This window comes from Cytobacillus firmus, assembly GCF_023612095.1.
Classification (GTDB): domain Bacteria; phylum Bacillota; class Bacilli; order Bacillales; family Cytobacillaceae; genus Cytobacillus.
In genome coordinates, this window is record NZ_CP086235.1 from 2,398,409 (window position 1) to 2,423,259 (window position 24,851).

At 41.5% G+C, this 24,851-nt stretch carries 30 protein-coding genes and 3 riboswitches; of the genes, 21 read left to right on the plus strand and 9 right to left on the minus strand.

Annotated elements, in window-relative coordinates; translation table 11 throughout:
* Positions 1–89 precede the first annotated feature (89 nt).
* The 4 genes from LLY41_RS12150 to LLY41_RS12165 all read left to right on the plus strand — a co-directional run bounded on the left by LLY41_RS12150 (position 90) and on the right by LLY41_RS12165 (position 4,501).
* The gene (locus LLY41_RS12150; RefSeq protein WP_095242905.1) at positions 90–380 is read left to right on the plus strand and encodes a hypothetical protein; all 291 of its coding nucleotides are present in this window, start codon (positions 90–92) and stop codon (positions 378–380) included.
* A 302-nt stretch (positions 381–682) separates the two neighbouring features.
* On the plus strand, positions 683–2,260 hold the full coding sequence (locus tag LLY41_RS12155; RefSeq protein ID WP_095242904.1) for a spore germination protein: 1,578 nt from the start codon (positions 683–685) through the stop codon (positions 2,258–2,260).
* On the plus strand, positions 2,260–3,384 hold the full coding sequence (locus LLY41_RS12160) for a Ger(x)C family spore germination protein (protein ID WP_095242903.1): 1,125 nt from the start codon (positions 2,260–2,262) through the stop codon (positions 3,382–3,384). Before LLY41_RS12155 ends, LLY41_RS12160 begins: the two co-directional genes overlap by 1 nt.
* A gap of 1 nt (position 3,385) precedes the next feature.
* Positions 3,386–4,501 (plus strand): GerAB/ArcD/ProY family transporter, encoded by a 1,116-nt coding sequence (locus LLY41_RS12165; RefSeq protein ID WP_304585477.1) that lies wholly within the window; start codon positions 3,386–3,388, stop codon positions 4,499–4,501.
* A gap of 268 nt (positions 4,502–4,769) precedes the next feature.
* Here the strand turns inward: LLY41_RS12165 and LLY41_RS12170 are convergent, their stop codons facing one another.
* A complete protein-coding gene (locus LLY41_RS12170) occupies positions 4,770–5,285 on the minus strand; it encodes a CBO0543 family protein (protein ID WP_095242901.1) in 516 nt (171 codons plus the stop codon).
* A 143-nt stretch (positions 5,286–5,428) separates the two neighbouring features.
* On the opposite strand from LLY41_RS12170, the gene LLY41_RS12175 reads away from it, so the two are divergent.
* Positions 5,429–6,178 carry a Cof-type HAD-IIB family hydrolase gene (locus LLY41_RS12175; protein ID WP_095242900.1) on the plus strand — a complete coding sequence of 250 codons (750 nt, stop codon included), beginning with the start codon at positions 5,429–5,431 and terminating at the stop codon, positions 6,176–6,178.
* Between the two features lie 21 nt (positions 6,179–6,199).
* Here LLY41_RS12175 and LLY41_RS12180 read toward each other — a convergent pair whose 3' ends face one another.
* Positions 6,200–6,658, minus strand: a complete 459-nt coding sequence (locus LLY41_RS12180) for an OsmC family protein (protein WP_095242899.1) — start codon at positions 6,656–6,658, stop codon at positions 6,200–6,202.
* Positions 6,659–6,772: 114 nt separating this feature from the next.
* Positions 6,773–6,885: riboswitch (TPP riboswitch) on the plus strand.
* Positions 6,886–6,995: 110 nt separating this feature from the next.
* Here LLY41_RS12180 and thiM point away from each other — a divergent pair.
* From thiM to LLY41_RS12230, 10 genes are all read left to right on the plus strand, one after another.
* Positions 6,996–7,811: a hydroxyethylthiazole kinase gene (gene thiM, locus LLY41_RS12185; RefSeq protein ID WP_095242898.1), complete on the plus strand. Its 816-nt coding sequence runs from the start codon at positions 6,996–6,998 to the stop codon at positions 7,809–7,811.
* Positions 7,812–7,813: 2 nt separating this feature from the next.
* A complete protein-coding gene (gene thiD, locus LLY41_RS12190; RefSeq protein WP_095242897.1) occupies positions 7,814–8,635 on the plus strand; it encodes a bifunctional hydroxymethylpyrimidine kinase/phosphomethylpyrimidine kinase in 822 nt (273 codons plus the stop codon).
* Entirely contained in the window at positions 8,625–9,284 is a 660-nt protein-coding gene (gene thiE, locus LLY41_RS12195; protein WP_304585478.1) for a thiamine phosphate synthase, read from the plus strand. The genes thiD and thiE overlap by 11 nt, the downstream gene beginning before the upstream one ends.
* A gap of 133 nt (positions 9,285–9,417) precedes the next feature.
* Positions 9,418–10,173 carry an exodeoxyribonuclease III gene (locus LLY41_RS12200; protein ID WP_095242895.1) on the plus strand — a complete coding sequence of 252 codons (756 nt, stop codon included), beginning with the start codon at positions 9,418–9,420 and terminating at the stop codon, positions 10,171–10,173.
* A gap of 83 nt (positions 10,174–10,256) precedes the next feature.
* Positions 10,257–10,514 carry a replicative helicase loader/inhibitor gene (locus tag LLY41_RS12205; RefSeq protein ID WP_095242894.1) on the plus strand — a complete coding sequence of 86 codons (258 nt, stop codon included), beginning with the start codon at positions 10,257–10,259 and terminating at the stop codon, positions 10,512–10,514.
* 40 nt (positions 10,515–10,554) lie between these two features.
* Positions 10,555–10,654: riboswitch (guanidine-I (ykkC/yxkD leader) on the plus strand.
* 72 nt (positions 10,655–10,726) lie between these two features.
* Entirely contained in the window at positions 10,727–11,065 is a 339-nt protein-coding gene (locus LLY41_RS12210; RefSeq protein WP_095242893.1) for a DMT family transporter, read from the plus strand.
* On the plus strand, positions 11,062–11,376 hold the full coding sequence (locus tag LLY41_RS12215) for a DMT family transporter (protein WP_095242892.1): 315 nt from the start codon (positions 11,062–11,064) through the stop codon (positions 11,374–11,376). Before LLY41_RS12210 ends, LLY41_RS12215 begins: the two co-directional genes overlap by 4 nt.
* Positions 11,377–11,501: 125 nt before the next feature.
* Positions 11,502–11,888: a DUF302 domain-containing protein gene (locus LLY41_RS12220; protein ID WP_095242891.1), complete on the plus strand. Its 387-nt coding sequence runs from the start codon at positions 11,502–11,504 to the stop codon at positions 11,886–11,888.
* A gap of 113 nt (positions 11,889–12,001) precedes the next feature.
* Positions 12,002–12,850, plus strand: coding sequence for a P-loop NTPase family protein (locus tag LLY41_RS12225; protein WP_095242890.1), 849 nt, complete (start codon positions 12,002–12,004; stop codon positions 12,848–12,850).
* The gene (locus tag LLY41_RS12230; RefSeq protein ID WP_095242889.1) at positions 12,851–13,246 is read left to right on the plus strand and encodes an HIT family protein; all 396 of its coding nucleotides are present in this window, start codon (positions 12,851–12,853) and stop codon (positions 13,244–13,246) included. It abuts the gene before it with no gap.
* A gap of 33 nt (positions 13,247–13,279) precedes the next feature.
* Here the strand turns inward: LLY41_RS12230 and LLY41_RS12235 are convergent, their stop codons facing one another.
* Entirely contained in the window at positions 13,280–14,293 is a 1,014-nt protein-coding gene (locus LLY41_RS12235; RefSeq protein WP_095242888.1) for an AI-2E family transporter, read from the minus strand.
* Positions 14,294–14,334: 41 nt separating this feature from the next.
* Complete coding sequence (locus LLY41_RS12240) at positions 14,335–14,643, minus strand: hypothetical protein (RefSeq protein ID WP_304585479.1); 309 nt, start codon at positions 14,641–14,643, stop codon at positions 14,335–14,337.
* A 106-nt stretch (positions 14,644–14,749) separates the two neighbouring features.
* Between LLY41_RS12240 and LLY41_RS12245 the strand changes: the two genes are divergently transcribed.
* Positions 14,750–15,595, plus strand: coding sequence for an SDR family oxidoreductase (locus LLY41_RS12245; RefSeq protein WP_304585480.1), 846 nt, complete (start codon positions 14,750–14,752; stop codon positions 15,593–15,595).
* A gap of 153 nt (positions 15,596–15,748) precedes the next feature.
* Positions 15,749–16,891: a metallophosphoesterase gene (locus tag LLY41_RS12250; RefSeq protein ID WP_095242885.1), complete on the plus strand. Its 1,143-nt coding sequence runs from the start codon at positions 15,749–15,751 to the stop codon at positions 16,889–16,891.
* Positions 16,892–16,916: 25 nt separating this feature from the next.
* Here the strand turns inward: LLY41_RS12250 and LLY41_RS12255 are convergent, their stop codons facing one another.
* From LLY41_RS12255 to pxpB, 5 genes are all read right to left on the minus strand, one after another.
* Entirely contained in the window at positions 16,917–17,708 is a 792-nt protein-coding gene (locus LLY41_RS12255) for a putative hydro-lyase (RefSeq protein ID WP_095242884.1), read from the minus strand.
* Positions 17,709–17,728: 20 nt separating this feature from the next.
* A complete protein-coding gene (locus LLY41_RS12260) occupies positions 17,729–18,919 on the minus strand; it encodes an NRAMP family divalent metal transporter (protein ID WP_095242883.1) in 1,191 nt (396 codons plus the stop codon).
* Positions 18,920–19,092: 173 nt separating this feature from the next.
* Complete coding sequence (locus tag LLY41_RS12265; protein ID WP_095242881.1) at positions 19,093–19,863, minus strand: LamB/YcsF family protein; 771 nt, start codon at positions 19,861–19,863, stop codon at positions 19,093–19,095.
* A gap of 1 nt (position 19,864) precedes the next feature.
* The gene (locus LLY41_RS12270) at positions 19,865–20,875 is read right to left on the minus strand and encodes a 5-oxoprolinase subunit C family protein (protein WP_304585481.1); all 1,011 of its coding nucleotides are present in this window, start codon (positions 20,873–20,875) and stop codon (positions 19,865–19,867) included.
* A complete protein-coding gene (gene pxpB / locus LLY41_RS12275; protein WP_304585482.1) occupies positions 20,872–21,582 on the minus strand; it encodes a 5-oxoprolinase subunit PxpB in 711 nt (236 codons plus the stop codon). The genes LLY41_RS12270 and pxpB overlap by 4 nt, the downstream gene beginning before the upstream one ends.
* Before the next feature lie 338 nt (positions 21,583–21,920).
* Between pxpB and LLY41_RS12280 the strand changes: the two genes are divergently transcribed.
* From LLY41_RS12280 to queE, 4 genes are all read left to right on the plus strand, one after another.
* On the plus strand, positions 21,921–22,643 hold the full coding sequence (locus LLY41_RS12280) for a CBS domain-containing protein (RefSeq protein ID WP_286136977.1): 723 nt from the start codon (positions 21,921–21,923) through the stop codon (positions 22,641–22,643).
* 113 nt (positions 22,644–22,756) lie between these two features.
* A riboswitch (PreQ1 riboswitch) is annotated at positions 22,757–22,799 on the plus strand.
* Positions 22,800–22,852: 53 nt separating this feature from the next.
* Positions 22,853–23,512, plus strand: a complete 660-nt coding sequence (queC, locus tag LLY41_RS12285; protein ID WP_304585483.1) for a 7-cyano-7-deazaguanine synthase QueC — start codon at positions 22,853–22,855, stop codon at positions 23,510–23,512.
* A gap of 3 nt (positions 23,513–23,515) precedes the next feature.
* On the plus strand, positions 23,516–23,992 hold the full coding sequence (gene queD, locus LLY41_RS12290) for a 6-carboxytetrahydropterin synthase QueD (protein ID WP_095242872.1): 477 nt from the start codon (positions 23,516–23,518) through the stop codon (positions 23,990–23,992).
* Positions 23,985–24,716 carry a 7-carboxy-7-deazaguanine synthase QueE gene (gene queE, locus LLY41_RS12295; RefSeq protein WP_304585484.1) on the plus strand — a complete coding sequence of 244 codons (732 nt, stop codon included), beginning with the start codon at positions 23,985–23,987 and terminating at the stop codon, positions 24,714–24,716. Before queD ends, queE begins: the two co-directional genes overlap by 8 nt.
* Positions 24,717–24,851 lie beyond the last annotated feature (135 nt).

The window sequence follows — 24,851 nt, forward strand, 5'->3', positions numbered from 1 at the left end:
TGAACTATGAATGAATTACAAGTTTTATGTAATGGTATGTTTTCATACATTTATATAAGAGGCGGGTATTTGTAAAGGGGGGACTAACCATGCCGGAAAAACTAAGCCATCTGGTTTTCATCTTATCGTTTATATGCCTCGGTTTATTTTTGCTGCTGGGTTTTTCGCCGCTATATGATTTTTATCTGAACAAAATCGGACATCGGCCATTTTCTCTCCTTCTCCTGTTGACAGTTCTTGTCTTCCTCTTAAGTGTCCTTGTCTTAAAGAAAGTCCAAAATTGGCAGTCTGGCTTTCATGTAGTATTTTCCATTATCCTCACGCTTTTTCTTTCCTCGGTCCTCGCGATCATTGTTTTCTTCGGGAGCCAATTTAGATAAAAGAAAAGAGCCTGCACCATCATTGGTACAAGCAGGGTCTTTTACTGGATTGGCAGCCAGTTATCCTTTTATTCCTCTCCTATTTAATTCCTTATATAAAAGATAGAATTCCTTAACTGAGAGATATGAAATCTACTCTAAATAACAAATCCGGAGCATTTTTTACACCTATTTATCTCCTTTTTTAAGCAAGGGAGTAAGAGCTAAAAAATCGCTGGGTAAATTATATATCCAAGTATAAAACCCATCGTTTGATCAAAGGATAAGGTTACCATAATTTAACGGTACAGAAGGGGGACACTATGCTGCGATGGATTAAACGCAAAATTGAATATTCCAAACTAGACCGCAAAAAGGATTTTAGTGTTTCTGACCGGATGGTATCTAAGAAATTAAGTGAGAATATTACCTATATTTCCGAGCTTTTTGAGAAAAATTCTGATGTTGTTTTTAGGCGTTTTACTATTGGTCGGCAGCAGAAAGCAGATGCTTTTCTAGTTGGAATAGATGGATTATATGACAAAACTGCCATACACGAGAACATTATCAAGCCTTTAATGGAACTTGAAACAGGGGATCTTCCTATTTTACAAAGGCTTGAGACCATAGAGCAGGATCTGCTAAGCATATCCGACATTTCAACAGAGAGAACGATGAAAAAAAGTGTATCTCAATTATTAAAAGGGGATCCCTTACTGTTAATTGACGGGATGGAGTATGTATATATTTTGGGTTCGAGAACATGGGAAATGAGAGGCATACAGGAGCCTGTAACAGAAACCGTTGTTAGGGGACCTAGAGAAGGATTTGTTGAAACCTTAAGAACCAATACAGCCATGCTTAGACGAAAGATTCATAACCAGAACCTAATCATAGAACAAATGACGATGGGTACCTTGTCACAAACAGACGTGGCAATTGCATATATTAACCATTTAGTGAATCCTGATTTATTAGAGGAAGTAAAAAATAGGCTCAGAAAAATAAATACTGATGCCATATTGGAATCGGGGTATATTGAAGAATTCATTGAAGACGCACCTTATTCTCCCTTTCCTACCATATCCAATACTGAGAGGCCGGATGTTGTATCTGCGAGAATTTTGGAAGGAAGAATTGCCATTTTAGTAGACGGTACTTCCACTGTATTAATTGTTCCATATTTAATGATGGAATCATTCCAGGCAGCTGAAGATTATTATTCAAGGCCCTACTATACATCATTCATAAGAATGTTAAGGCTTATTGGCTTTTTGGCATCTACGTTAGCCCCTGCCGTTTATGTGGCGTTTCAAAATTTTCATAAAGAAACATTCCCTACTGAATTATTGATCAGTCTATCGGCATCAAGGCAGGGTGTTCCTTTCCCGCTTTTTATTGAAGTATTTCTTATGATGATTAGTTTCGAATGGCTGCGTGAAGCTGGTATACGTATGCCAAGGCATATAGGACAAGCTGTTTCCATTGTCGGGGCATTGGTTTTGGGAGAATCTGCTGTGAATGCAGGATTTGTTGGTGCTCCCACGGTCATCATTGTTGCAATTTCAGCGATTACCAGCTTCATTATAACCCCGTTGAATGATGCAATCGCTTTGATCCGATTCGCTTTTTTATTTGCTGCTGGAATTTTAGGGATTTATGGGGTTATGCTTGCTCTTACCTTTTCTCTGCTTCATGTTGCTTCTTTGCGCTCCTTTGGCGTGCCATACATGTCGCCGTGGTTCCCTATTATGTGGTCAGACTGGAAAGATTTTTTAATCAGAGCGCCATTTTGGAAATTGAATCACCGTCCAGAAGCCTTACACACTCTGAATGATCTGCGTACGGCGAATGGCAACAAACCAAAATCGGGCAAAAAGCAAGAAGGGGGAGAAGAGTAATGAAATATTCGGCTCTATTACTTCTCCTTTTTATGTTAGTAATGCTGAGTGGATGCTGGGGGAGTAAAGAATTGAGGGATGTGGGAATTATGTCGGGTATAGGAGTTGATAAAGGAATCGACTCGGGATTTGATGTCACTGCCCAAACGATTAAACCAGGTTCTAAAAGTGATCTCCCCATTTCTGCCATTGTCCATACTACTCATGGAGAAACTGTTTTTGAAGCAGTCAGGAATATGATCAGTGAAGCAAAAAAGAAGGAAATCCATCAACATATTGATTCGCTCATTATTGGAAAGGCTGTTGCCGAAGATGGAGTGACTTCTGCTTTTGATTTCTTTTTACGTGATCATGAACCTCGGTTTAACATGTCTGTTTTCTTAGCGGAAGGAAATGCTAAAGAAATTTTAGAAATCTTAAATACCGAATTATATGATATTCCAGCTAGAGAGATGAAAAACTCTCTTGTCGAGCAAAAAGCATTATCAAAAGCCCCTTATGTGGAATTGCATAATTTTTACCAACGTTTAATTGATCCCTATCAAGACCCTTATATGCCAATCATTCATAAGATAGATAATGATTTTAAGAATGAGGGTACAGCAATTTTTAAAGGAGATAAGTTGGTGGGAGAGCTAAATGGAGTTGAAACAAGGGGAATGCTAAGAGTACAGGGAGAGTTAGAAGGGGGGATTCAGGTTATTCATGTGCCTTTATCTGAAGAAGAAACCGTTAACGTATCCATCGAAGTTAAAGACTCAAAGACAACTATTAATAATTTTTTGAAAGACGGACAGCCAGTTATAGAGATATCAATTCAAGAGACCGGATTTATTGGTGAAACCTCAAAAGCTGTCAGATTAGCGAAAGATGATATTAAAAAAATCAATCAGCTTTACAAAAATGCTATAAAAAAAGAAGTTGAAGATTCTGTGGATAAAATTCAAAAAGAATTAAAGGCAAATACCTTTGATTTTGCTGAAATCATTCGCAGGAATGAAAAAGACTATTGGAAACATCATAAGGAAAATTGGGAGGAAATATATCCCTCATTAAAAGTAGTCGTAAAAGTCAATACAGAGTTGCCTGCAAACGGTTTAGTAAATTATGAAGGAGGAAGATAATGTGGAAGTTGTTTCATATCGGCAATCCGTCTTTCTTCTGTCCATGATTTTGCCCGTTACTGGCCACTTTCTTTTATTGCCGACAATCTTTTCCATGGCCGGCCATGAGGCATGGGTGGCCATCCTCCTAGCCATGCCTTTCGGGTTTTTTTTGGGGTTTACTATCTTTCGGCTGCATATGATTTATCCTAAATCCACATTAGACGGGATGCTTGTGCAAACCTTTGGCAAAATAGCCGGAAAGATTATGATACTGCCTTTTGCTGTTTATTTTTTATATTTAACAATCATAACTTTTTTTGGAATTGTAGACTTTGTACAGGTGATTTTTCTGCCTGAGACACCAAGGTGGGTAATCGGTACTGCATTTTACCTGATCGTTCTTTATGCTTTATTCGTAGGCATTGAGAATATTACAAGAATTAGCGAAGCTATCCTGCCATTCATCGTTATTACTGGTTTTGCAATAGCTATAAGCACTTTTGGAGAAAAGGATTTTAATAACTTGCTGCCTATTTTTGAAGAAGGCCTATTTCCTCTCTTTGATGCCATTATTTTAACTGTTGGCCTATATGGGGAAATGACCTTACTGTTAATGGTACAGTTGAGAAAGCAATATGAAAGTTCGAAATCCTTGCTGTATACAAACAGCCTTTTAGTCCTTTTGATTGCAATTATGTTTGTTGGAACAGTAACAGGTACATTGGCTGTTTTTGGGGAGCAGTTAGTTAGAACACTTGAATATCCTGCACAAAGTATCGTGAGACTTGTTTCTTTCGGATTTGTGGAACGTTTTGATGTTTATGGAATTATCGTAATTGTATTTGGCGGGATCATCCGTATTTCTGTCCTGCACAGTTCGATTGGAAAAAGCTTTGAGCCCTGGTTCAAAGATAAAGGTAAATGGGGGGTACACTTTGCTTCTGTAATAGTAGTTGTGTTATTCACTGTTTTCGGTATTAAAAATTATAATCATTTTATTTCTGATTACATATCTAAATATTATCCTCTGACTGCTTTGATCTCCTTCACAATTCCTCCTTTTACTTGGCTAATTGCTGAAATCAGAAAAAAGGTTAAGGAGAAAAACGCAACATCTCAAATTAATAAAAACTAATTGAACAGTTGCTGGCAGGCAGAAAAGAAGAATACACAGTGTCGAGGTGCTCCATGTGGAGAGCCTCGACCAATCCTATACAAAACTAACATAAACTAACTGATGGGAAGCTCTAACCAATTAGTCTGCCCTAAATTATTTATTGATTTTTTTCCTAATTAAATAAAACCACATCAATGCATAGGTTAAGAACAGAAGGAGCAAAAATAAGGACACAGACAAGTCGTTCTGAATGATCATTCCAGTACACCTCGCTTTATGTATGCATTTATTTTAGGCTGTCCAATGGAAACGGAAAAAATAAGTAGAATACCACCGCAGCAGGCAGGGAAATCAGCATGGCAACCGCAGGTCTTCGATAGTGGATTCGCAATACAGCAAATAGAGCGATATTCAGCCAAATGTTATGCCAGCTGTTCCAGCCGTTATCGTACACATACATTCCTTTGTGGGCAAACAGTGATTGAATAATGGTAAAAAAGCCAATCCATATAGCAGAGTAAATGTATCCCTGTTTTTTATTGTCAGGGTAGCGCTGCAGGTAAATAATCAGAGCCATAGGAGTAATAAAAAATGTGAAAGCTAAGTTAATAATCGAATGATTTAGCCATTCAGCCGTAATACCTCTAAAAGCCCACAGTGTATGATTAAAATAGAGCATATTGTAGGTCAGGTTGATCGCAATAAAAAATAAGACAGTAGGATATTGCTTTTTCCACTGCGACCAGTCAATAAAGCGGTAAGCGAACAATATCCATACGATGATTACAAGTGCAAGATACATAGTAACATCACCTTTTACATTTAATACATACAGGTATTTCCATTTCACAAAAAAATATTCATCTAAAATGCGCCTTCTTTGAAGGAAAGCGGACTTACCTATATAATGGCTTTATTGTGTTAATTGAAGAAAGGAAGAGGACTATGAAAGAAGCAAAAATTCCCCCGCAGATCAAATTAATCGCCCTTGATATGGATGGAACATTACTGAACTCCAAAGGGGAAATTCCTGAAGAGAACCGTGCAGCTATAAAAGAAGCAAAGGAGAAAGGAATCGAAGTCATTTTGAGCACCGGCAGATCCAGGTTAACGGCAGGCGATCATGCTGATTCTCTAAAATTAAATTCTTATTTGATCACGGTAAATGGCAGCGAAATATTTGGACCTGGTGGTGAATCCATTTTAAGAGCTCCAGTGGATTCTAAAGTAATGGAATGGATGTGGAATCTGTCTAAGACACACAAGACCAATTTCTGGGCAACCAGCTGCGAGCGCGTGTGGATGAACGAAATGCCGGAAAATATCCATGATCATGAATGGCTTAAATTTGGATTTGATATTTCAGATGATGCGATCAGGGAGCTGATTCATAAAGAGCTTCAGTCTAAAGGCAACCTGGAAATTACTAATTCCAGCTTAACCAATATAGAAGTCAATGCTTTAGGCATCAACAAAGCCAAAGGTATCCTAAAAGTAACCGACCTCCTTGGTATTTCAATGGAAAATGTAATGGCGATGGGAGACAGCTTGAACGATATTGCCATGATTAAAGAATCAGGCTGGGGAATAGCGATGGGCAATGCACAGGACATTGTTAAAGAGACAGCCGATGCTGTGACAGGAACAAATGATGAAGCCGGTGTTGCACTGGCCATCCGCAAATGGGCTCTATAACTTAAACCAAAACACCGGCTATCAGGCCGGTGTTTGATTTTTACGAATGGTTTCCTGTACTTCCACTTCCACATTTCCTTTAATCGCCCTTGAGATCATACAGGATGCTTCTGCTTTTTGGACAAGCTTATGTGCAAGAGTATGGTCCTTATCATCAGCGTCTGATTTAAGCACAATAACTGGGTGATGAATAATTTTTTTGTAAGTAATCACCCCTTTGGTGACATCAACAACTCCTACCGACTCCATTGTAAGGTCCTCTTTATCGAGCCGGCTGCGTTCCATCATGGCTGCAAGTGTAATAATATAACAAGTAGCCGCCGCCCCGAGCAGCATTTCATCCGGATTCGTTCCGATTCCGGGACCGTCCATTTCCGGTGGAATGGATACCTGTGTTCTCAGGCCGCCTGTTTCTATTTCCCCAACATCATTGCGAAGACCAGGCCAATGTGCTTTCAAGTGAAAATGGTGTTCAGCCATATTTGAATCCTCCAAGCTATGTATTCTTACTTACACCTTAAAGAGGAAGCGGCAGAATTGCAAGCTTTACAGATTTCATGATTCAGGCTAAGATAAAAACAGCCAACTTAATAGTTTTACTGCTAGGGGTGCCCGATGCTCGCGGGCTGAGAAAGAAACCGGACTGTTTTTTACCCTTCGGACCTGATCTGGATCATACCAGCGTAGGAAAGTAGTAATTTCGGAGAACAAACATAATTCTCTATAGATTATTCAGCCAGGTCCTTATATGGATCTGGTTTTTATTTTGTTCTCTTTTCAAAGGCTATTGAGCGGCAAACGCAGAGGAGGAATGAATGTGAACATTCAAGAGATTAGCAGTCTATTGGAAAAAGTAAGAGAGTTTAATCCTTTAGTACATAATATCACCAATGTGGTGGTAACCAATTTCACTGCCAATGGCCTGCTGGCAATTGGGGCATCACCTGTAATGGCATATGCGCATGAAGAGGCGGGTGATATGGCTAAAATTGCCGGGGCACTGGTTCTCAACATGGGAACATTGACTGAAAAAGAAGTGAAAAGCATGCTTATCGCAGGAAAATCAGCCAATCAGCATGGGGTGCCGGTAATCTTTGATCCGGTTGGTGCCGGCGCGACAGCCTATCGCACAGAAACAGCCAATAGAATAATGGAAGAATTAGATATTAGCATCATAAGAGGAAATGCAGCAGAAATTGCCAATGCAGCAGGACAGAAATGGAATATTAAGGGCGTTGATGCAGGAGAAGCAGAGGGAAACACTTCTGAGCTCGCAAAGTCAGCAGCAAATAAACTTGGTGCAGTCACCGTCATTACAGGAAAACAGGACATCATTTCAGATGGAAGAGCCACTTTTACCATTAACAATGGACATCCCCTGTTAACGAAAGTAACGGGTGCCGGATGCCTTTTGACTTCTGTTATTGGAGCTTTCGCTGCTGTTGAAAAGGATCCAGTAAAAGCGGCAGCTGCTTCATTGGTCGTGTATGGCTCTGCCGCCGAAATCGCTGCAGAAAAAACGGATGGCAGGGGCCCGGGCACTTTCCAAATAGAGTTCTTGAATAGCTTATATACTATCTCAGCCTCAGATGTTGAATTGCGCGGCTCTTTTAGTCAGGTAGGAGGGGAATAAAAATGAAGGTGAACAAAGCTTTAACCATAGCAGGATCAGACAGCGGCGGCGGTGCTGGTATTCAGGCAGATTTAAAAACCTTTCAGGAACTCGGTGTTTTCGGCATGTCAGCGTTAACTGCCGTAACGGCACAAAACACCAGGGGAGTGCAGGGAGTTTATCCCATGACCGCAGAGGCTGTTGCGTCACAATTACAATCCATTGGAGAGGATTTAAGGCCTGATGCAGTCAAGTCAGGTATGCTCTTTAGTGCTGAAATTATCGAGACGGTTTCAAAGGAGATTGCGGAATACGGATGGAACAATATCGTCATTGATCCGGTGATGATAGCAAAAGGTGGAGCATGTCTTCTTCAGACTGAAGCCATTTTAGCGATGAAAAAGCATCTAATTCCGCTCTCGATGGTGATTACACCCAATATACCCGAGGCGGAGGTTTTAACGGATGCTAATATTCGTTCAATGAAAGATAAACGGAAGGCAGCAAAAGAACTACATAGGCTTGGAGCGAGACATGTCATCATTAAGGGCGGCCATGATGAGGGAAAAGTGGCTGCCGATCTATTATTTGACGGTGAAAGTTTTACCGAGTTCAAGAGTAATAGAATACAAACAGTAAACACGCACGGTACTGGCTGCACCTTTTCGGCTGCCATTACAGCCGGACTCGCTGAAGGCTTTTCTGTGCCGCAGGCTGTTGATCGTGCAAAGCAATTTATCCAGGCAGCAATTGAACATGACTTAAGAATTGGCAGCGGTCATGGACCAACCAATCATTGGGCTTATAATTTGAAGAAAAAGGAGAATTTCGTTCATGAGAATTAATTCAGAGGAAATGAGTGAGCTGCTTAAAGTATATTTAATAATGGGAAGCGTAAATTGCTTCCAAGAGCCTGAAGATATTCTCCGATCAGCAATTAATGGGGGCATATCCCTGTTTCAATTCCGTGAAAAAGGTGCAGGATGCCTGCAAGGCAAAGAGAAGGAATCTCTAGCAAAAAGGCTTCAGGCAATCTGCAACGAGAGCGGCATTCCTTTTATCGTCAATGATGACATTGAATTGGCGCTTACTATTAATGCAGATGGAGTCCATATAGGCCAGGAAGACGAACCGGCAGATGTGGTCAGGAGAAAAATCGGCAGCAAAATCCTTGGCGTGTCCGTTCATAATATGATTGAAGCAGAAGCAGCAATCCGGCAGGGAGCAGATTACCTCGGCATTGGCCCTATTTATCCGACAAGCACAAAGAAAGATGCCAAAGCAGTTCAGGGTCTTACTTATTTAAAGGAATTGAGATCTGCTTCTATCCAGATTCCTGTGGTAGGTATTGGCGGAATTAACTCTAAAAATACACCTCCCATTATGGCTGCTGGAGCAGACGGTGTTTCAGTCATTACGGCAATCAGCCAGGCGGATTCCCCTGAAAAATCAGCCAGGGAGCTAAAAGAAGCAGTAAGGAGAAATGTCCATTAATTTTGAGCATTTTTTTAAAAAATCAGTATTATCGATTGCCTTTCAAGTTTCAGTGTTTATTACTATGCAATTATTGAAAAGCCATGGTAATGTTGTACTCATACAGATTTTTTCGTAAGGAGATACAATTGCAATGAAACTCGTATCATGGAATGTGAATGGCATTAGGGCCTGTGTGAAAAAAGGCTTCACAGATTACTTCAAAGAGGTGGATGCAGACATCTTTTGCATCCAGGAGTCCAAATTGCAGGAGGGACAGATTGAGCTCATCCTGGATGGCTATCACCAATATTGGAATTATGCGCTTAAAAAAGGATATTCGGGTACAGCTGTATTTACGAAAAAAGAGCCTATCTCTGTCCGCTATGGATTGGGCGATGAGGAAACAGAACCAGAAGGCAGGATTCTCACGCTTGAGTATGAAGGCTTTTATCTGGTGAATGTCTATACGCCAAACTCAAAGCGTGACCTGGCCCGGCTTCCATACCGCCTTGAATGGGAAGAGCGGATTCGGGAGTATTTGCTCGGGCTGGATGAAATAAAGCCTGTTATTATGTGTGGTGACTTAAACGTGGCCCATAATGAAATAGATTTAAAGAATGCAAAATCCAATCGCGGAAATTCCGGGTTTACCGATGAAGAACGTGAAAGAATGACCAGTTTGCTTGGTTCCGGGTTTGTTGATGCCTTCCGCTATAAATATCCGGAAGCCGAGGGTGCCTATACATGGTGGTCGTATATGGCAAAAGTAAGGGAGCGGAATATCGGCTGGCGGATCGATTATTTTATTGTGTCAGAAAAGCTTCAGGAAAAAATAATAGATTCACAAATTCATTGCGACATTATGGGCAGCGACCATTGCCCGGTAGTCCTTGAAATGGATCTATAGGATGAAGCCTCTGCAATGTGCAGGGGTTTTGTTTTAGAAAAACAGGCAATAATTGAATTAAGATTAGCTAAAGGAATGGTTTTATGAACAAAACAGAAATGCTGAAGCTTTTTGTTCTTATTGAAAGAGTGTATCCGCCTTTCCGGATCAAAAGCGAAATTGTTCATCATTATTTTGATCACTGTCTCGAATTCGACTACGATATAGCCTTCAACAGCATAAAAGAGCATATCAGGAAAAGTCCGTATCCACCGTCAATCAGTCATATCGGCGGGTTTTATGAAATGGCAGACTGCCGGAAGTGGGAAAAAGAATATTTCCTTGCTGATCATGTTTGTTGATAGTGATGGGTTATTTTGTTATAATGCCCGTAAATAAATAGCAAAGGTTTTCTAGGGTTCCGCAGCAGATGCTGGACTGGTCCGAGAGAAAACTCATAGCCTTTATGGCTATGCCACGGAGGGATAAAAGCCTGGGAGATACTGATCATCAGATATCTTCCGGGCTTTTTTCTTTTTCAGAAGATATTATTCGTTAAAAAGGAGCTGATATCATGCAGTGGCTAAAGGTATTTATTGCTGCATTTTTTGAAGTGTTTTGGGTCATTGGCTTAAAGCATGCGGATGATCCATTATCATGGGCAGGGACCATCATAAGCATCGCTGTCAGTTTTTATCTGATGATCATGGCGGGCAGGGTGCTGCCGGTGGGGACTGTATATGCTGTCTTTGTTGGCATGGGGACTGCCGGAACAGTATTATCTGAAATTATATTTTTCGGAGAGCCTTTGAAATTATCTAAAATCCTTCTTGTTCTTGTTTTATTATTAGGAGTACTTGGTTTAAAGCTGGTGACAAACGAAGACAAATCGAAAGGAGCTGAAAATTCATGAGCTGGCTGTATCTGATTCTGGCTGGGGTTTTTGAAATGACAGGTGTCACCATGATTAACAGCTGGCACCAAAATCGAAACTGGCAGTCCTTACTTCTGCTTATTGGCGGCTTTGGCGCCAGCTTCCTCTTCCTGTCTCTGGCCATGAAAGAACTGCCGATGGGCACAGCTTATGCCGTCTGGACCGGAATTGGCGCCGCCGGTGGAGCAATCCTTGGCATGATCCTGTACGGGGAACCGAAAGACGCCAAGCGAATATTCTTTATTGCAATGGTATTAAGTGCGGCAATTGGGTTAAAACTTGTGTCTTAGCTATGAAACCCGGTCTAACCAAGAAACGCTCGCCATCAATATCTCCTAGCAGTTCACCAGCATTCCATAGTAAAAAAACAGAAGTTCGTTCATATTAAAAAGGACATGAAAAAGAGGTGACTGCTATGAATTTTGATTACACAGTTGAATCAGAGAAATCCATTGAAGAAACAATTACAGCATTGGAAACGCATTTAAAAGAAGAAAAGTTTGGTGTACTTTGGACTTTTGATATTAAAGAGAAGCTGGAGGAGAAGGGCTTTCATCTGGATGAAGAATTTAAGGTCCTTGAAGTTTGTAACCCCCAGGAGGCGGAGAGAGTACTGAAAGAAGATAAAATCGTTGGCTATTTTCTCCCCTGTAAAATCGTTGTATATAAAGAAAGCGGAAAAACAAAGATAGGATTGCCAAGGCCAAGTGTGTTAATGAGCATGATGGAAAGTCAGAACCTTAAAGAAATGGCATCAGATATAGAGAAGCGCCTGATTGCCTGCCTGGATAAGTCCATTTAAGCCGTTTCCATAATAAAACTTCCTTCCAAAGACAAACAGCAAATAACACTGTTTGTTTTTCTTTTTATGCCTTACAATAGAATATAAATTCTAAATGTTGTGAAGGTGAATCCATGGATACAAAATTAATTTTAATCGAAGGTCTGCCAGGTTCAGGCAAATCAACTACGGCAGGATTGGCCTATGATGTGCTTAGGCAAAACGGAACCGAAGCAGAAGTATATTACGAAGGTGATCTCGACCACCCGGCAGATTTTGAAAGTGTCGCTTACTTTACTAATGAAGAATGGCACCTGTTATTAGAAGAATTTAGCCCTTTCAGAGAGCAAATTTCAGAGAAAGGCATTTCAGAAGATAATGGATTTTTGCTGCCTTATAAAAAGCTGGGATCAGATATTCCAGATGCATTTTATGAAATAGCATTTAAACATGATATCTATGAGCTGCCATTGGAGCAAAATATAAGACTCATCACTCAAAAGTGGGATAGATTCGCCAGGCAAGCTGAAAACAGCAATAAAGTTCATATTTTTGAATGCTGTTTTATCCAGAATCCGATTACAGTCGGAATGATAAAATATGGGGCACCCCAAACAAAGATACTGGATTATGTTTTAGCGCTGGAACATTCGGTGAAAAAGCTTAATCCGATGCTAATTTATATCAATCAGGATAACGTTGACTACTCCTTTAAAAAAGCGATTAAAGAACGGCCGAAAAGCTGGTCTGAGGGCTTTATTAATTATTATACGCAGCAAGGATATGGAAAGCAGAATCATCTAAGCGGGGAAGAGGGAACAATAAAGGTTTTACAAGCAAGGAGACAGGCTGAAGAAGAAATCCTGAAAAAACTGTCAATCCGAAAGACCATTATCAATAACTCTGCCTATGATGAGCATTCCCACAAAACCGCTTTAGAGAATTTCCTGATCAATTACCCTGTAAGGAAAGGAAAGGATTAAATGACGCATCAGGAAAATTGTCCTTTTTGCTATCCGCACAAGGACCCTCACCAGAATATCATTTTTGAAAATCGGACCTGTTATTTTCTTCAGCACGATAAAGAACAGGACGTTTTGGAGGGCTGTGGAGTCATTGTGCCAAAAGCTCATCATTCAGATGCCTTTCACTTAACGGCTGAAGAATGGAAGGATACATATGAACTTCTTCAAAAAGCCAAGGGTTATTTGGATAAAAAGTATGCATCCGATGGATACACTCTTGGATGGAATGTTGGTGAAGCTTCCAATCAATCCATTCTGCACAGCCATCTGCACGTTATACCCAGATATAATGATGAACCACACGCGGGAAAAGGGCTCAGACATTGGCTGAAGCAGCCTGATAATAAAAGATGAAAAAACACACAGCATGACTGTGTGTTTTTCAAGTTACTGTATTTTCGGAGGATTGCTCTTGACTTCAAGTACATCCAGCAGAAACACAAACACCGGTATACCGACAATCAATCCCCAAACACCGAAGAAATGCTCTGAGAAAATCAGGACGATGAACGTATAAAATACTGGCAAATCCGTTTTGGAAGACATAAGCTTCGGGTTTAAAATATAGGCTTCAATCGCATGGATCACCATAATTAACAGGAGGATATAAAACACCTGGATGAAGCCGCCTAGTGAATAGGCAATTGTACATAAAGGAACCAGGGAAATAATCACGCCTGCCACCGGGATCAGACCAAGAAGGAAAATAAGTATAGACAAGCCCATCAGGTGAGGGAAGTCCATGATCCAGAGGGCAAGTGTTGTCAGGATACAATTCACTGTGGCAATGACCACCTGAGCTTCAATTACCTTTCCAAATGTTTGCACAAACTTACTTCCAAAATAGGAAATCTCATTATAAAATGCAGCCATTTTGCTGTATTTGAACTTTAAAGTAAACTCCATAAGTTTAGGCTTTTCAAGCAGGAAGAACAAACTAAGGATAAGCGACAGCAATACTTGAATCGCAATATGACTAATATCGGAAAAATATTGAAGCAGGAACGCAAAGCCCTGTTCGAGATACTTCGTAATTTCATTTCTTTCAAGCATTTGTACAATGTAAGTGATAACAAGATTGTCATGTTTCTGAGTATAAAAGCTTTCAACCTGCTTAAACAGCTGAGAAATTTCATTTACTATTAAAGGAAGATATTTAATAATCCCGATAGAAAGCAGGCCAATAATTCCTATATAAAGGGTTACGACTGTCAGTTTTCTATTCAGTTTAAATCTCGATAGAACCAGTTTCACGAGCCTATCCATCAAGAAGGAAAAAATAAAAGTTATCAGGATTAAATTAATCATGCTTCTCGACAGGTAAAGAGCCAGAACTATAATTCCAAAAATGATGAATCGTTTAAAGCCGTTATTATTAAATAGTGATTTAATCGTTTCCAATTCTATTCCTCCACACTTTAGTAAGTTTCTTCAGGGTTCCATTAAATGCGGAGATAATTACTCTGAAACATGTAGGGTGTCATGTATTCATTGCTTCTATGGAATGCAGCAGATGTAAGAGGCTGAAAATACATGCGCCGTACTTTAAAATTGGTTGTTTTGGCAGTAGTTTTTACTGCAGTTACCAGTGTACTGCAAAAAGCAGGGTTTTTCAGAGCTGGTGAATCGATCACAATGGCATCTCTTCCCAGGTCATTGAAATCTATCTGCTCCTGGCTTTGCTGCACTGAAGGAATCAAACCGGATAAAAGCAGGAAAATGCTGATAAATATGTGAGCCAACTTGTTCATCCTCTTATTTTCAATATATTTATTATTTTATAATACTTTTACATTTAATTATATATCTATTTACATTCGAAATAAAAAAATTTGTTCCGGAGAAAGGATGAAGGTATTGAATACAAAATACGCAGTCATTACCGGCTGTTCAAGCGGATTTGGAATATTAATGGCCATTGAGCTGGCAAAGAACGGTTTTCATGTACTAGCCACCATGAGGAAACTGGATAAAAGCAAAATATTAATGGAGAAAGCTGATAAAGAGGGAGCACTTGCTCAGATTTCCATTCACGAATTGGATATCACTTCTTCAGCTTCTATTGAAAATTTTAAAAGCCTGCTGCTCCAATTGCCTTCTGTTGATATATTAATCAATAATGCAGGCTACGTAGGAGCAGGATTTGCTGAAGAAATCCCGCTGGATGAGTATAGAGAACAGTTTGAAACAAATGTCTTTGGAACCATCGCCGTAACCCAGGCAGTTCTGCCATTTATGCGGGAACAGGGATCGGGAACCATCATAAATATCAGCTCCATCAGCGGAAGAGTCGGTTTTCCGGGCTTATCGCCATATGCCGCTTCGAAATTTGCAGTAGAGGGCTGGAGTGAATCACTTAGGCTTGAAGTCAAGCCATTTGGAGTAAATGTGGTGCTTATTGAGCCAGGATCTTTCAGGACAGGCATTTGGACAACAGGGAAAAAGATCGCGGAACCCTCATTGAAAAACGACTCGCCTTATTACCCGTATATGACAAAAATACAGAAGTACCTTGAACAAGGAGAGCCCTTTTACGAAGATCCAATGATCGTTGCAAAAAAAGCAGTGGACATTATCCGGGAAAAAGAACCTGCTCTCAGATACCCGGTAGGTAAGGGAGTCCGAACAAGAATACGCCTGAAACACCTTCTGACGTGGAAAGCGTGGGAGAAAGTCATATTCAAGACACTATATAAAGATTAATATTATTTTCATTTTTTCATACCGATTAAAGGACAAAAAGGTTTCAAAATTTTCCTTTTTTTCTTCTTTTTCTTAAGTCCCCAATCTCTGATTAAATTTCTTGCATCTAGAGAAAATAAGAAAACTAATCTTTGATCGTCTGGGGGACTCGGAATGAAAAAGGGAATGAAAAAATATACGATCACGCTGTTATCATTCATAGCCCTGCTGCTTGTGTGGAACCAGACGGAAGCTGAAGTTTCAGGACCGCCAACTATCCATCTGCGCGTGATGGAAACAACTGATTTACATGGAAATATGATTGGGTATGATTATGAACACCGCAGGAAAACAGTGGAGTTTGGGCTTTCCAGGACGGCCAGCCTGATTAAACAGGCAAGAAATGAGTCCCCTAACTCCCTTTTATTCGATAACGGGGACATTCTTGAAGGCAACGGGCTTGATGAATATGCCTATAGAAGCCATCCTCTGGATATGGCTAATGTCCATCCTGTTTTTAAGGCCATGAATACGCTGCTTTATGATGCTGCAACAGTGGGAAATCATGAATTTAATTATGGAATTGATTTTATGGAAGAAAGCCTGAGGGGAGCCAACTTTCCTTATGTGAATGCCAATATCTATGTGGAAGACAGCAATCAGCTTGAGGAAGATGACCTCAATTATTTTAATCCCTACACCATTATAGAAAAAGAAGTGACAGATACAACGGGAGAAAAGCATCGGCTGAATGTCGGAGTCATCGGCTTTATTACTCCAATTGTTGCGGAGTGGAATAAAGAGTATTTTCGCGGGAACCTTAAAGTGAAAAATATAAAAGAAACGGCAGAGCACTTTATTCCTATAATGAAAAGCAAAGGGGCGGATATCATTGTGGCCCTTGCCCATACCGGCCTCCAATCCGATAGAGGCCTGGAGGAAAAAAAGGGCAATTCAGTTCAGGCACTCAGCAAAGTTCAAGGAATAGATGCCATTTTATTCGGACACAGCCACTCTGTTTTCCCTGTCAAAGATGAGCTGCAAAAGGTGCCGGGAATCGACTTGAAGACAGGGACCATAAATGGAACAGCTGCTGTTCAGGCTGGCTACTGGGGCAATCATCTCGGCCTAATCGATTTGAAAATAGTCTTTGAGGATGGAGAATGGAAAGTAAAAAGCAGTCTATCCTCCATCAGGCCTGTTTACAGGACTATCAAAAGTAAAAAGAAGGAAGTCATCCCGGGGGACCCGTTAATAGAGCAGATTATGAAAAAGGATCACCAGGATGCATTGGATTTTTTAAAACATAAAAAGTAAAAGGCGCCCAATGGACGCCTTTTTCCTATAAAACCGAAAACTCTTCATTTTTTAAATCAGTAATAAACATATGTCCCGGTGCATGTGTAATCATAATCTCCGGCTTCACATGCATGGCAACTGCCTGAGGAGTGACGCCACAGGCCCAAAAGACCGGTACCTCTCCATCTTTAATCGTCACGGCATCGCCAAAATCGGGCTGATGTATATTGTTTATGCCGATTGCTTCAGGGCTGCCGATATGGACAGGCGCCCCATGGACAGAAGGGAAGCGGCTTGTCACCTGGACAGCCCGAATGGCTTCCTTCTCTGTCATCGGCCGCATACTCACGACCATTGGCCCTTCAAACCGGCCTGCTTTTACACACTCAATATTGGTTTTATACATTGGAACATTCCGATTTTCCTCAATATGGCGGATAGGGATATTGTTTTTCAGCAATGCTTCTTCAAATGTAAAGCTGCAGCCGATCAGAAATGCCACCATATCATCATCCCAATAAGAAGTGATGTCTGAAAGCTCCTCTGAGAGAACACCGTTTTTATAAATCCTGTATTTGGGCAAATCGGTTCTGATATCAGCATTTGGAGCTGAGAGCATCGGGACAGGAGATCCAGGTTCCGTCACATCGATGATTGGGCATGATTTTGGATTCCTTTGACTGAAAAGGAGAAACTCAAAAGCAAGATCCTTTGGCATTATGGCAAGATTGGCCTGAATGAAGCCGTTTGCCATTCCTGCTGTCGGCTTCTCCCATACCTTGCTGCGGATTAATTTCCGCGCCTCATTGGGATTCAATAGAGAAGGGGAGTTCATAACAAGATCTCCTTTCATGCTTATTTAAATAGCTCAGGGATTCCATTGATTAATGAGTAAACCCCCATGTAAGACATGGCAATCACGATAATGACTCCGAATAGAGTCATCCAGAGCGGATGCTTATAATCGCCGACAATTTTGGTTTTATAGGCAGCAATCAGCATGACACCTAATGCGATCGGCAGGATGAGACCGTTTAACGAACCTACTAAAACCAGTATTTTTACCGGCTTTCCAATTAAAACAAAGACAAATGTAGAAACGGCAATAAAACCGACAATCACCCATTTATGATATTTTTCAATAGAAGGGCTCAATGTGCGAATAAATGAGACTGAGGTATAGGCTGCACCCACTACAGAAGTAATGGCGGCTGCCCACATAACGACCCCAAACATCTTATATCCAATATTGCCCGCAGCCAGCTGGAAGACAGAAGCTGGCGGGTTGGATGGGTCGAGTGCCACCCCCTGTGACACTACACCAAGTGCTGCAAGGAAAAGGAAGATACGCATAATGGAAGCAATCCCGATTGCACTCACAGAGCTCTTTGTGACTTCAGGAAGAGCTTCTTTTCCTTTGACACCTGCATCAATCAGGCGATGGCCGCCGGCAAAAGTGATATAGCCGCCGACCGTACCGCCGACAAGTGTAATAATGGCCAGGATATCAATTTTATCCGGAACAAACGTTTTGACGACAGCTTCACCAACAGGAGGCTGTGCCGTGAACATGACATAAAGAGTAAGCCCAATCATGACAAATCCTAAAATCTGTGTGAAGCGGTCCATTAATTTTCCCGCTTCTTTTACAAGAAAAATGCCAATCGCCAAAATTCCGCTTAAAAGGGCGCCTAATTCAGGCGAAATGCCGAATATAACATTAGTACCTAAGCCGGCACCTGCAATATTCCCGATATTAAAAGCCAATCCGCCCATGACAATCAGGGCAGCAAGGAAATACCCGAGGCCCGGGAGAACATCATTGGCAATATCCTGTGCGCGTTTTTCAGACACAGCGATGATGCGCCAGATATTCATCTGTGCACCAATATCAATAATAATAGAGATTAAAATGACAAACCCGAAGCTCGCAAGCAGGGTTTCTGTAAAAACGGTCGTCTGAGTCAGGAAGCCTGGTCCAATGGCAGAGGTAGCCATAAGGAAAGCAGCGCCAAGCAACAGACTGGCATTAGATTGCTTTTTCATTCATTTTCCCCCAATAGTTCAATTAATGGTTATTTTATTATGCTGTTCGCGCTGAAGATGGTGATTAGTGCCGTTTGAGCTGCCTAATCCGGCATGAATGGTACTATTACACCATAAATGCGATCCGCGCTTAACAAGTCACCAATTTTTCATTAACCCCATCTATACCAGTTTTATTTCAAAAACTCACTGATTTTTGCCACCTGGATACCAGCTTCATTCAATGCCTTCGGAATATACTGGGCAAATTCAAGAGCACTTTCCCCGTCACCGTGGATGCAGATCGTATTGGCCTCAATGGAAACATCAGTGCCTTGTACAGAGTGAACTTTTCCTTCCTTGACCATGCGGATTACCTGATTAGCAGCAGCGCTGTGATCTGTAATCAGTGCATTGCTTTCCCGTCTTGACGTAAGCGATCCGTCCTCCTGGTAGGTCCGGTCCGAAAACACTTCATTGGCAGAACGGAGGCCAATTTTCCTGCCGGCTTTAACCAATTCGCCCCCTGAGAGACCGAACAGAATCAGTTCTGGGTCCACTTTGTAAACAGCTTCTGCGATTGCTTCCGATAATGTTGCGCTTTTTGAGGCCATGTTGAACAGTGCGCCGTGCGGTTTAACATGCTGAAGCTTACCGCCTTCTGATTTAACAAAAGCATATAAAGCGCCAATTTGGTAAACCACCAGGTCATAGGCTTCCTGAGGTGTAATACTAATATCCCTGCGGCCGAACCCGTGCAGGTCCTGGAGTCCCGGATGGACACCCAGGCCAACATTTTTCTCAAGCGCCAATCTGACTGTTTTTCGCATAGTCGCCGGGTCTCCGGCATGGAAGCCGCAGGCGATATTGGCTGAGGTGATGTGGTCCAGGATTTCCTCATCGCGTCCCATCTTGTAGGAACCAAAGCTTTCTCCCATATCACAGTTAATGTCTACAATGTGCATGTTAATTTCCTCCTCTGGTTTTTAAAGATATCCCTTGTTTTAATTCCTTTAATTTCAGTTCTCTCTTTATGAGTAACTGCTGCGCCTGTCCATTTGATATTTCTTTAAACCGTAAGGCGTCCCCGGGTTTAGCCTGCGCCAGAAGGGGAAGATCGACAGCCGCAACCTGTCCAATTTTCGGATAACCGCCGGTTGTCTGCCTGTCAGCAAGCAGGACAATCGGATTCCCATCCGGCGGAACCTGAATGGAACCGAAATTAACAGCCTCAGAAATTTGTTCAGCATGCTCTGACAGCGCGAGGGAAGTACCCTTCAATCTGTATCCCATCCTGTCCGATTGGGCGGTCACCTCAAATGCGTGATTAAAAAGCTGAATCCTGCTTTCATGGGTAAATAAATCAAATTGACGTCCCCTGGTAATCCTGATTTCCGGATTCCCTATAGTTTCCGGAATGAGTTTTGAAGCAATGCCCCAGTCGTTTTCCACAAAAGTTTTATCATGGAGCTGCTTAGACAAATAGTCCGCCATTTTCAAAGACTGGAGGGAAGGTTTGCCGGTCTCCAGCACATCTCCAGCCTTTAATGCTCTGCCTTTGAAGCCTCCAATACCAGCGCGGAGGTAGGTGGATCTACTGTTCATTACTTCCGGAACGGAAAAGCCGCCGGAAACAGCCAGATAGGCCCGGCACCCTTTTTGACATCCCCCGAATTTAAGTTCACTGCCTTTTTTCACAAAAATGGACCGCCATGTCCGAATAGGCTGGCCATTGATCAAAGGGGAAAGGTCTCCGCCGCAGATTGAAATTAACGTGTCTTCTTCAAATGTCAGGGTTGGGCCCATCATTGTTATTTCCAATGCAGGATCATTTTCCTCATTTCCGGACAGCAGATTGGCCATCCGATGCGAAAAAGGATCCATGGCTCCGCTGGCTATGACGCCAAACTTCTGATAGCCGGTTCTCCCCAGATCCTGAATGCTTGAAAGGAGTCCAGGCTTTAACACTTTAATCATTGATCCCTCTCCTCCCAATGATGGTATTCTTCCAGACTGATTGGCTTGAATTTAATTTTATCGCCAGCTTTTAACAAGGTAGGGGATTCATCCAATGGGCGAAACAGCTGAACAGGAGTGCGGCCGATCAGCTGCCAGCCTCCTGGCGTCTCGATCGGGTAAATCCCGGTCTGCATCCCGGCAATCCCAACTGTACGCTCTGGAATTTTTAACCGTGGTGTATCCCGTCTTGGTGCGGCAATTTGTTCTGACATTCCGCCGATAAAAGGAAACCCTGGCGCGAAGCCGATCATATAGACCAGATAGCTGCCTGAAGAGTGAATGTCTATTACTTCATCAGGGGTAAGTCCGTTATGTTCGGCAACATAATCAAGATCAGGGCCGAATTCTCCTCCATAGCAAACCGGTATTTCGACAACTCTTGCTTCCATTGCCTTATTTTCACCCAGCTCTTCCATAAGCGGTTTTATGAGAGAACATATGTAGTCAAGTGGAAGTTCTCCATTTGAATGCTGATAGATCTCAAATGGATTATAAAAAACAGTAACGGTCGTGTAAGCTGGTATGTATTCTATCATCCATTCTGGAGGATGTTTCTCGAGAAAGGCTGTCAGTGTCTGCACTTTTTGATGTGCATCCTCACTGATTTCGTTCCCAAGTTCAATTAGAACAGCATTGTCTCCTAAAGGATGTACAGTGTATAGCATTATTTCACCTGCTTTCGAAATAAATGTAAGGAACTGAAGGTTGTAAAAATATTATTTAATAATAATAAAAATCCATTTTCACCGAAACGAAATACACATATTATTCTTTTCAAAAATAAGGGAAATCTATATTTATTCACGATAAGACGAAAAAAAATATTAGTAAACTTATATATTTATGCAACGTCTTCAGCTAAACAATATAATATCATATAATAGATTGAAAATTCTATTTGTGCAAATTATTCTGCCGGAAGGCGAACCAGAATCTTCATAGTTTATTTTGTTCTCTAATATGGGAATAAAGTAGGGACATTATGAATTAGGGAGAGATTATTGTGGGTACAGAAATAAAAATGAACTTATCAGAAAGATTCGAGGCTGCCTTTAACCGCATTCACAAGGCCTTGAAACAATCTGCTAAACAAGCCCGAACAGACAGATTTTACAAGCTGATTGAAATACAGAAAAACCATTCGCTGATTCGATTATATGAGGATGATTTACATCAGTTTGCCAAACTGAGAAATGCTATTGTACATGAAAAAATTGATCTGGATTATTATATAGCAGAACCTCACCTGGAAACGGTGGAAAAAATTGAACTGATTGCCGGCCATTTTGAAAAGCCCAAAACCGCGATGTCGATTGCTGCCACACCCGTATTTTATTTTTATGAAGATGGCAAGCTTTCAGATGTACTGGCCATTATCAATAAATTTTCGCATTCCCAGTTCCCCATTTATTCGCGCGAAGAGGAATATTCCTGGCTGCTAACATCGGCAGATATCGTAAAATGGATGGCTGAGCATTTTACGGAAGAAACGATTCAGCTGAAAAAGGTGAAAATCAAAGAGCTTTTCAACAAGAAATCGAAGCACCAAATAGCCTTTGCCGCACCGAATACTTCCATTTTCGATTTGGAGGATATGTTTGAGGAGAGCAGAAATAAAAATGAAAAGCTTGAAGGAATCATTGTAACCGAGAATGGAAAGCCGACTGAAAAACCAAAAGGCATCATTACAGCCTGGGACCTGCTGGAGGCAGATTCAGAAAATTAATCTTTTTCATGATTTAGAATTATAAAACTTTTTATCTCATTATAAGTAACATCTTCTAAAACTCCGGTAAAGATGATAATATAAACTGATAGTTCAATAGAAAATCCGTGTACACGGTAGAGGTTCTAGCTACCCTCTTTAAAAAACTAAGGAAAACAGGTCTGCTTTCTTAGTGGTCCTGTTTTTCTATGTTAAAGGAGAATTTTTTTATGAAAAATGATAAAGCGCTCGTTGTTTTCAGCGGCGGCCAGGACAGTACAACCTGCTTATTCTGGGCAAAAGAACGTTTTGCCGAGGTGGAAGCAGTCACTTTTAATTATAATCAGCGGCATAAGCTTGAAATTGAATGTGCCCAGCATATAGCAAAAGATCTGGGAATCAGGCATCATATCCTTGATATGTCCCTTTTGAATCAGCTTGCCCCAAATGCACTGACCCGTGATGATATCGAAGTAAAGGATGGAGAGAAGGGCGAACTACCATCCACATTTGTACCAGGGAGAAACCTTTTATTCCTGTCCTTTGCCGGTGTGCTTGCGAGTCAAATCAATGCAAGGCATATTATTACAGGGGTATGCGAGACAGATTTCAGCGGCTACCCTGATTGCCGGGATATGTTTATAAAATCACTTAATGTCACACTGAACCTGTCGATGGATGGGCAGTTTGTGATCCATACGCCTTTAATGTGGCTTAATAAAGCTGAGACATGGAAGCTTGCAGATGACTTGGATGCCCTTGAGTATGTGCGTAAAAATACGCTGACATGCTACAACGGCATTCCGGCAGATGGCTGCGGTGAGTGTCCTGCCTGCCATTTAAGACAAAAGGGCCTTGAAGAATACCTCAGCGAAAAGGGGGAGCTTTAAGCCATGTACGGTTTCAGGATTGTTGAAAAACTCCAAAAGATCAATGAAGACATTAAGCCGGATCAATTGAAATACCACCACAAGCGTGTAATGGTCAGCAAAGAATTCACTTTTGATTCAGCCCACCATCTCCATTGCTATGAAGGCAAATGCAAAAACCTGCACGGCCACACCTATAAGGTGATTTTTGGCATAAGCGGATTCGTGGATGACAGAGGGTTAATGATTGACTTCGGCGACATAAAAGAAATCTGGAAAAATGAGATTGAGATATACCTTGACCATAAGTACCTCAATGAAACGCTGCCACCTATGAATACGACAGCCGAGAATATGGTTGTGTGGATTTATGAAAAAATGACAGAAAGCCTTCAAAACAGAAAAGAGCAATATGACGGAGCAAGAGTAGAATTTGTGCGCCTTTTTGAAACTCCTACAAGCTATGCGGAAGCCAGAAGGGAGTGGATGGAGGTTGAGTAAAATTCCTGTTCTGGAAATCTTCGGGCCGACCATTCAGGGGGAAGGAATGGTGATCGGCCAGAAAACGATGTTCGTCCGAACAGCTGGATGTGATTATTCATGCAGCTGGTGTGATTCCTCCTTCACCTGGGATGGCAGTGCGAAGGACAGCATCCGCCAGATGGAACCGGATGAAATTTGGAAGGAGCTTAAAGAACTCGGCGGGGACGGATTTTCTTTCGTAACCATCTCAGGCGGCAATCCGGCTCTTCTGAAAAATTTAGGTGAATTTATTTCTCTGCTAAAAGCTGAACGAATTAAGCTCTGCCTCGAAACACAGGGAAGCCGCTGGCAGGATTGGTTTTATGAAATTGATGAACTGACCCTGTCCCCAAAGCCGCCGAGTTCAGGCATGAATACGGACTTTGAAGTGCTTGATCTGATCGTGAATAAACTGCAGACCGGCAGAAGGGTAGATCAGCAGTTCTCTCTGAAGATCGTTGTTTTTGATGATGCGGATTATGAATATGCAAAAGACGTTCATAAGCGCTATCCAGGGGTTCCGTTTTATCTGCAGGTTGGGAATGATGATACGGTAACAGCAGATGACCGGGATTTACTCCAAAGACTCCTGGATAAATATGACTGGCTTATTGAAAAAACGATTCATGACAATGAGCTGACAGATGTGAAAGTACTTCCGCAGCTGCATACCTATATATGGGGCAATAAGCGGGGAGTGTAGCATCCAAAATCCCGCATTCAAGATGCGGGGTTTTTTGTAGGCAAATTGCAATATATGACAGATTTCGGGCAATCTATGATATTATACGTTTGAACTTAACAAGGCATACGTGCTGTAAATTTCTATAGATAGGGA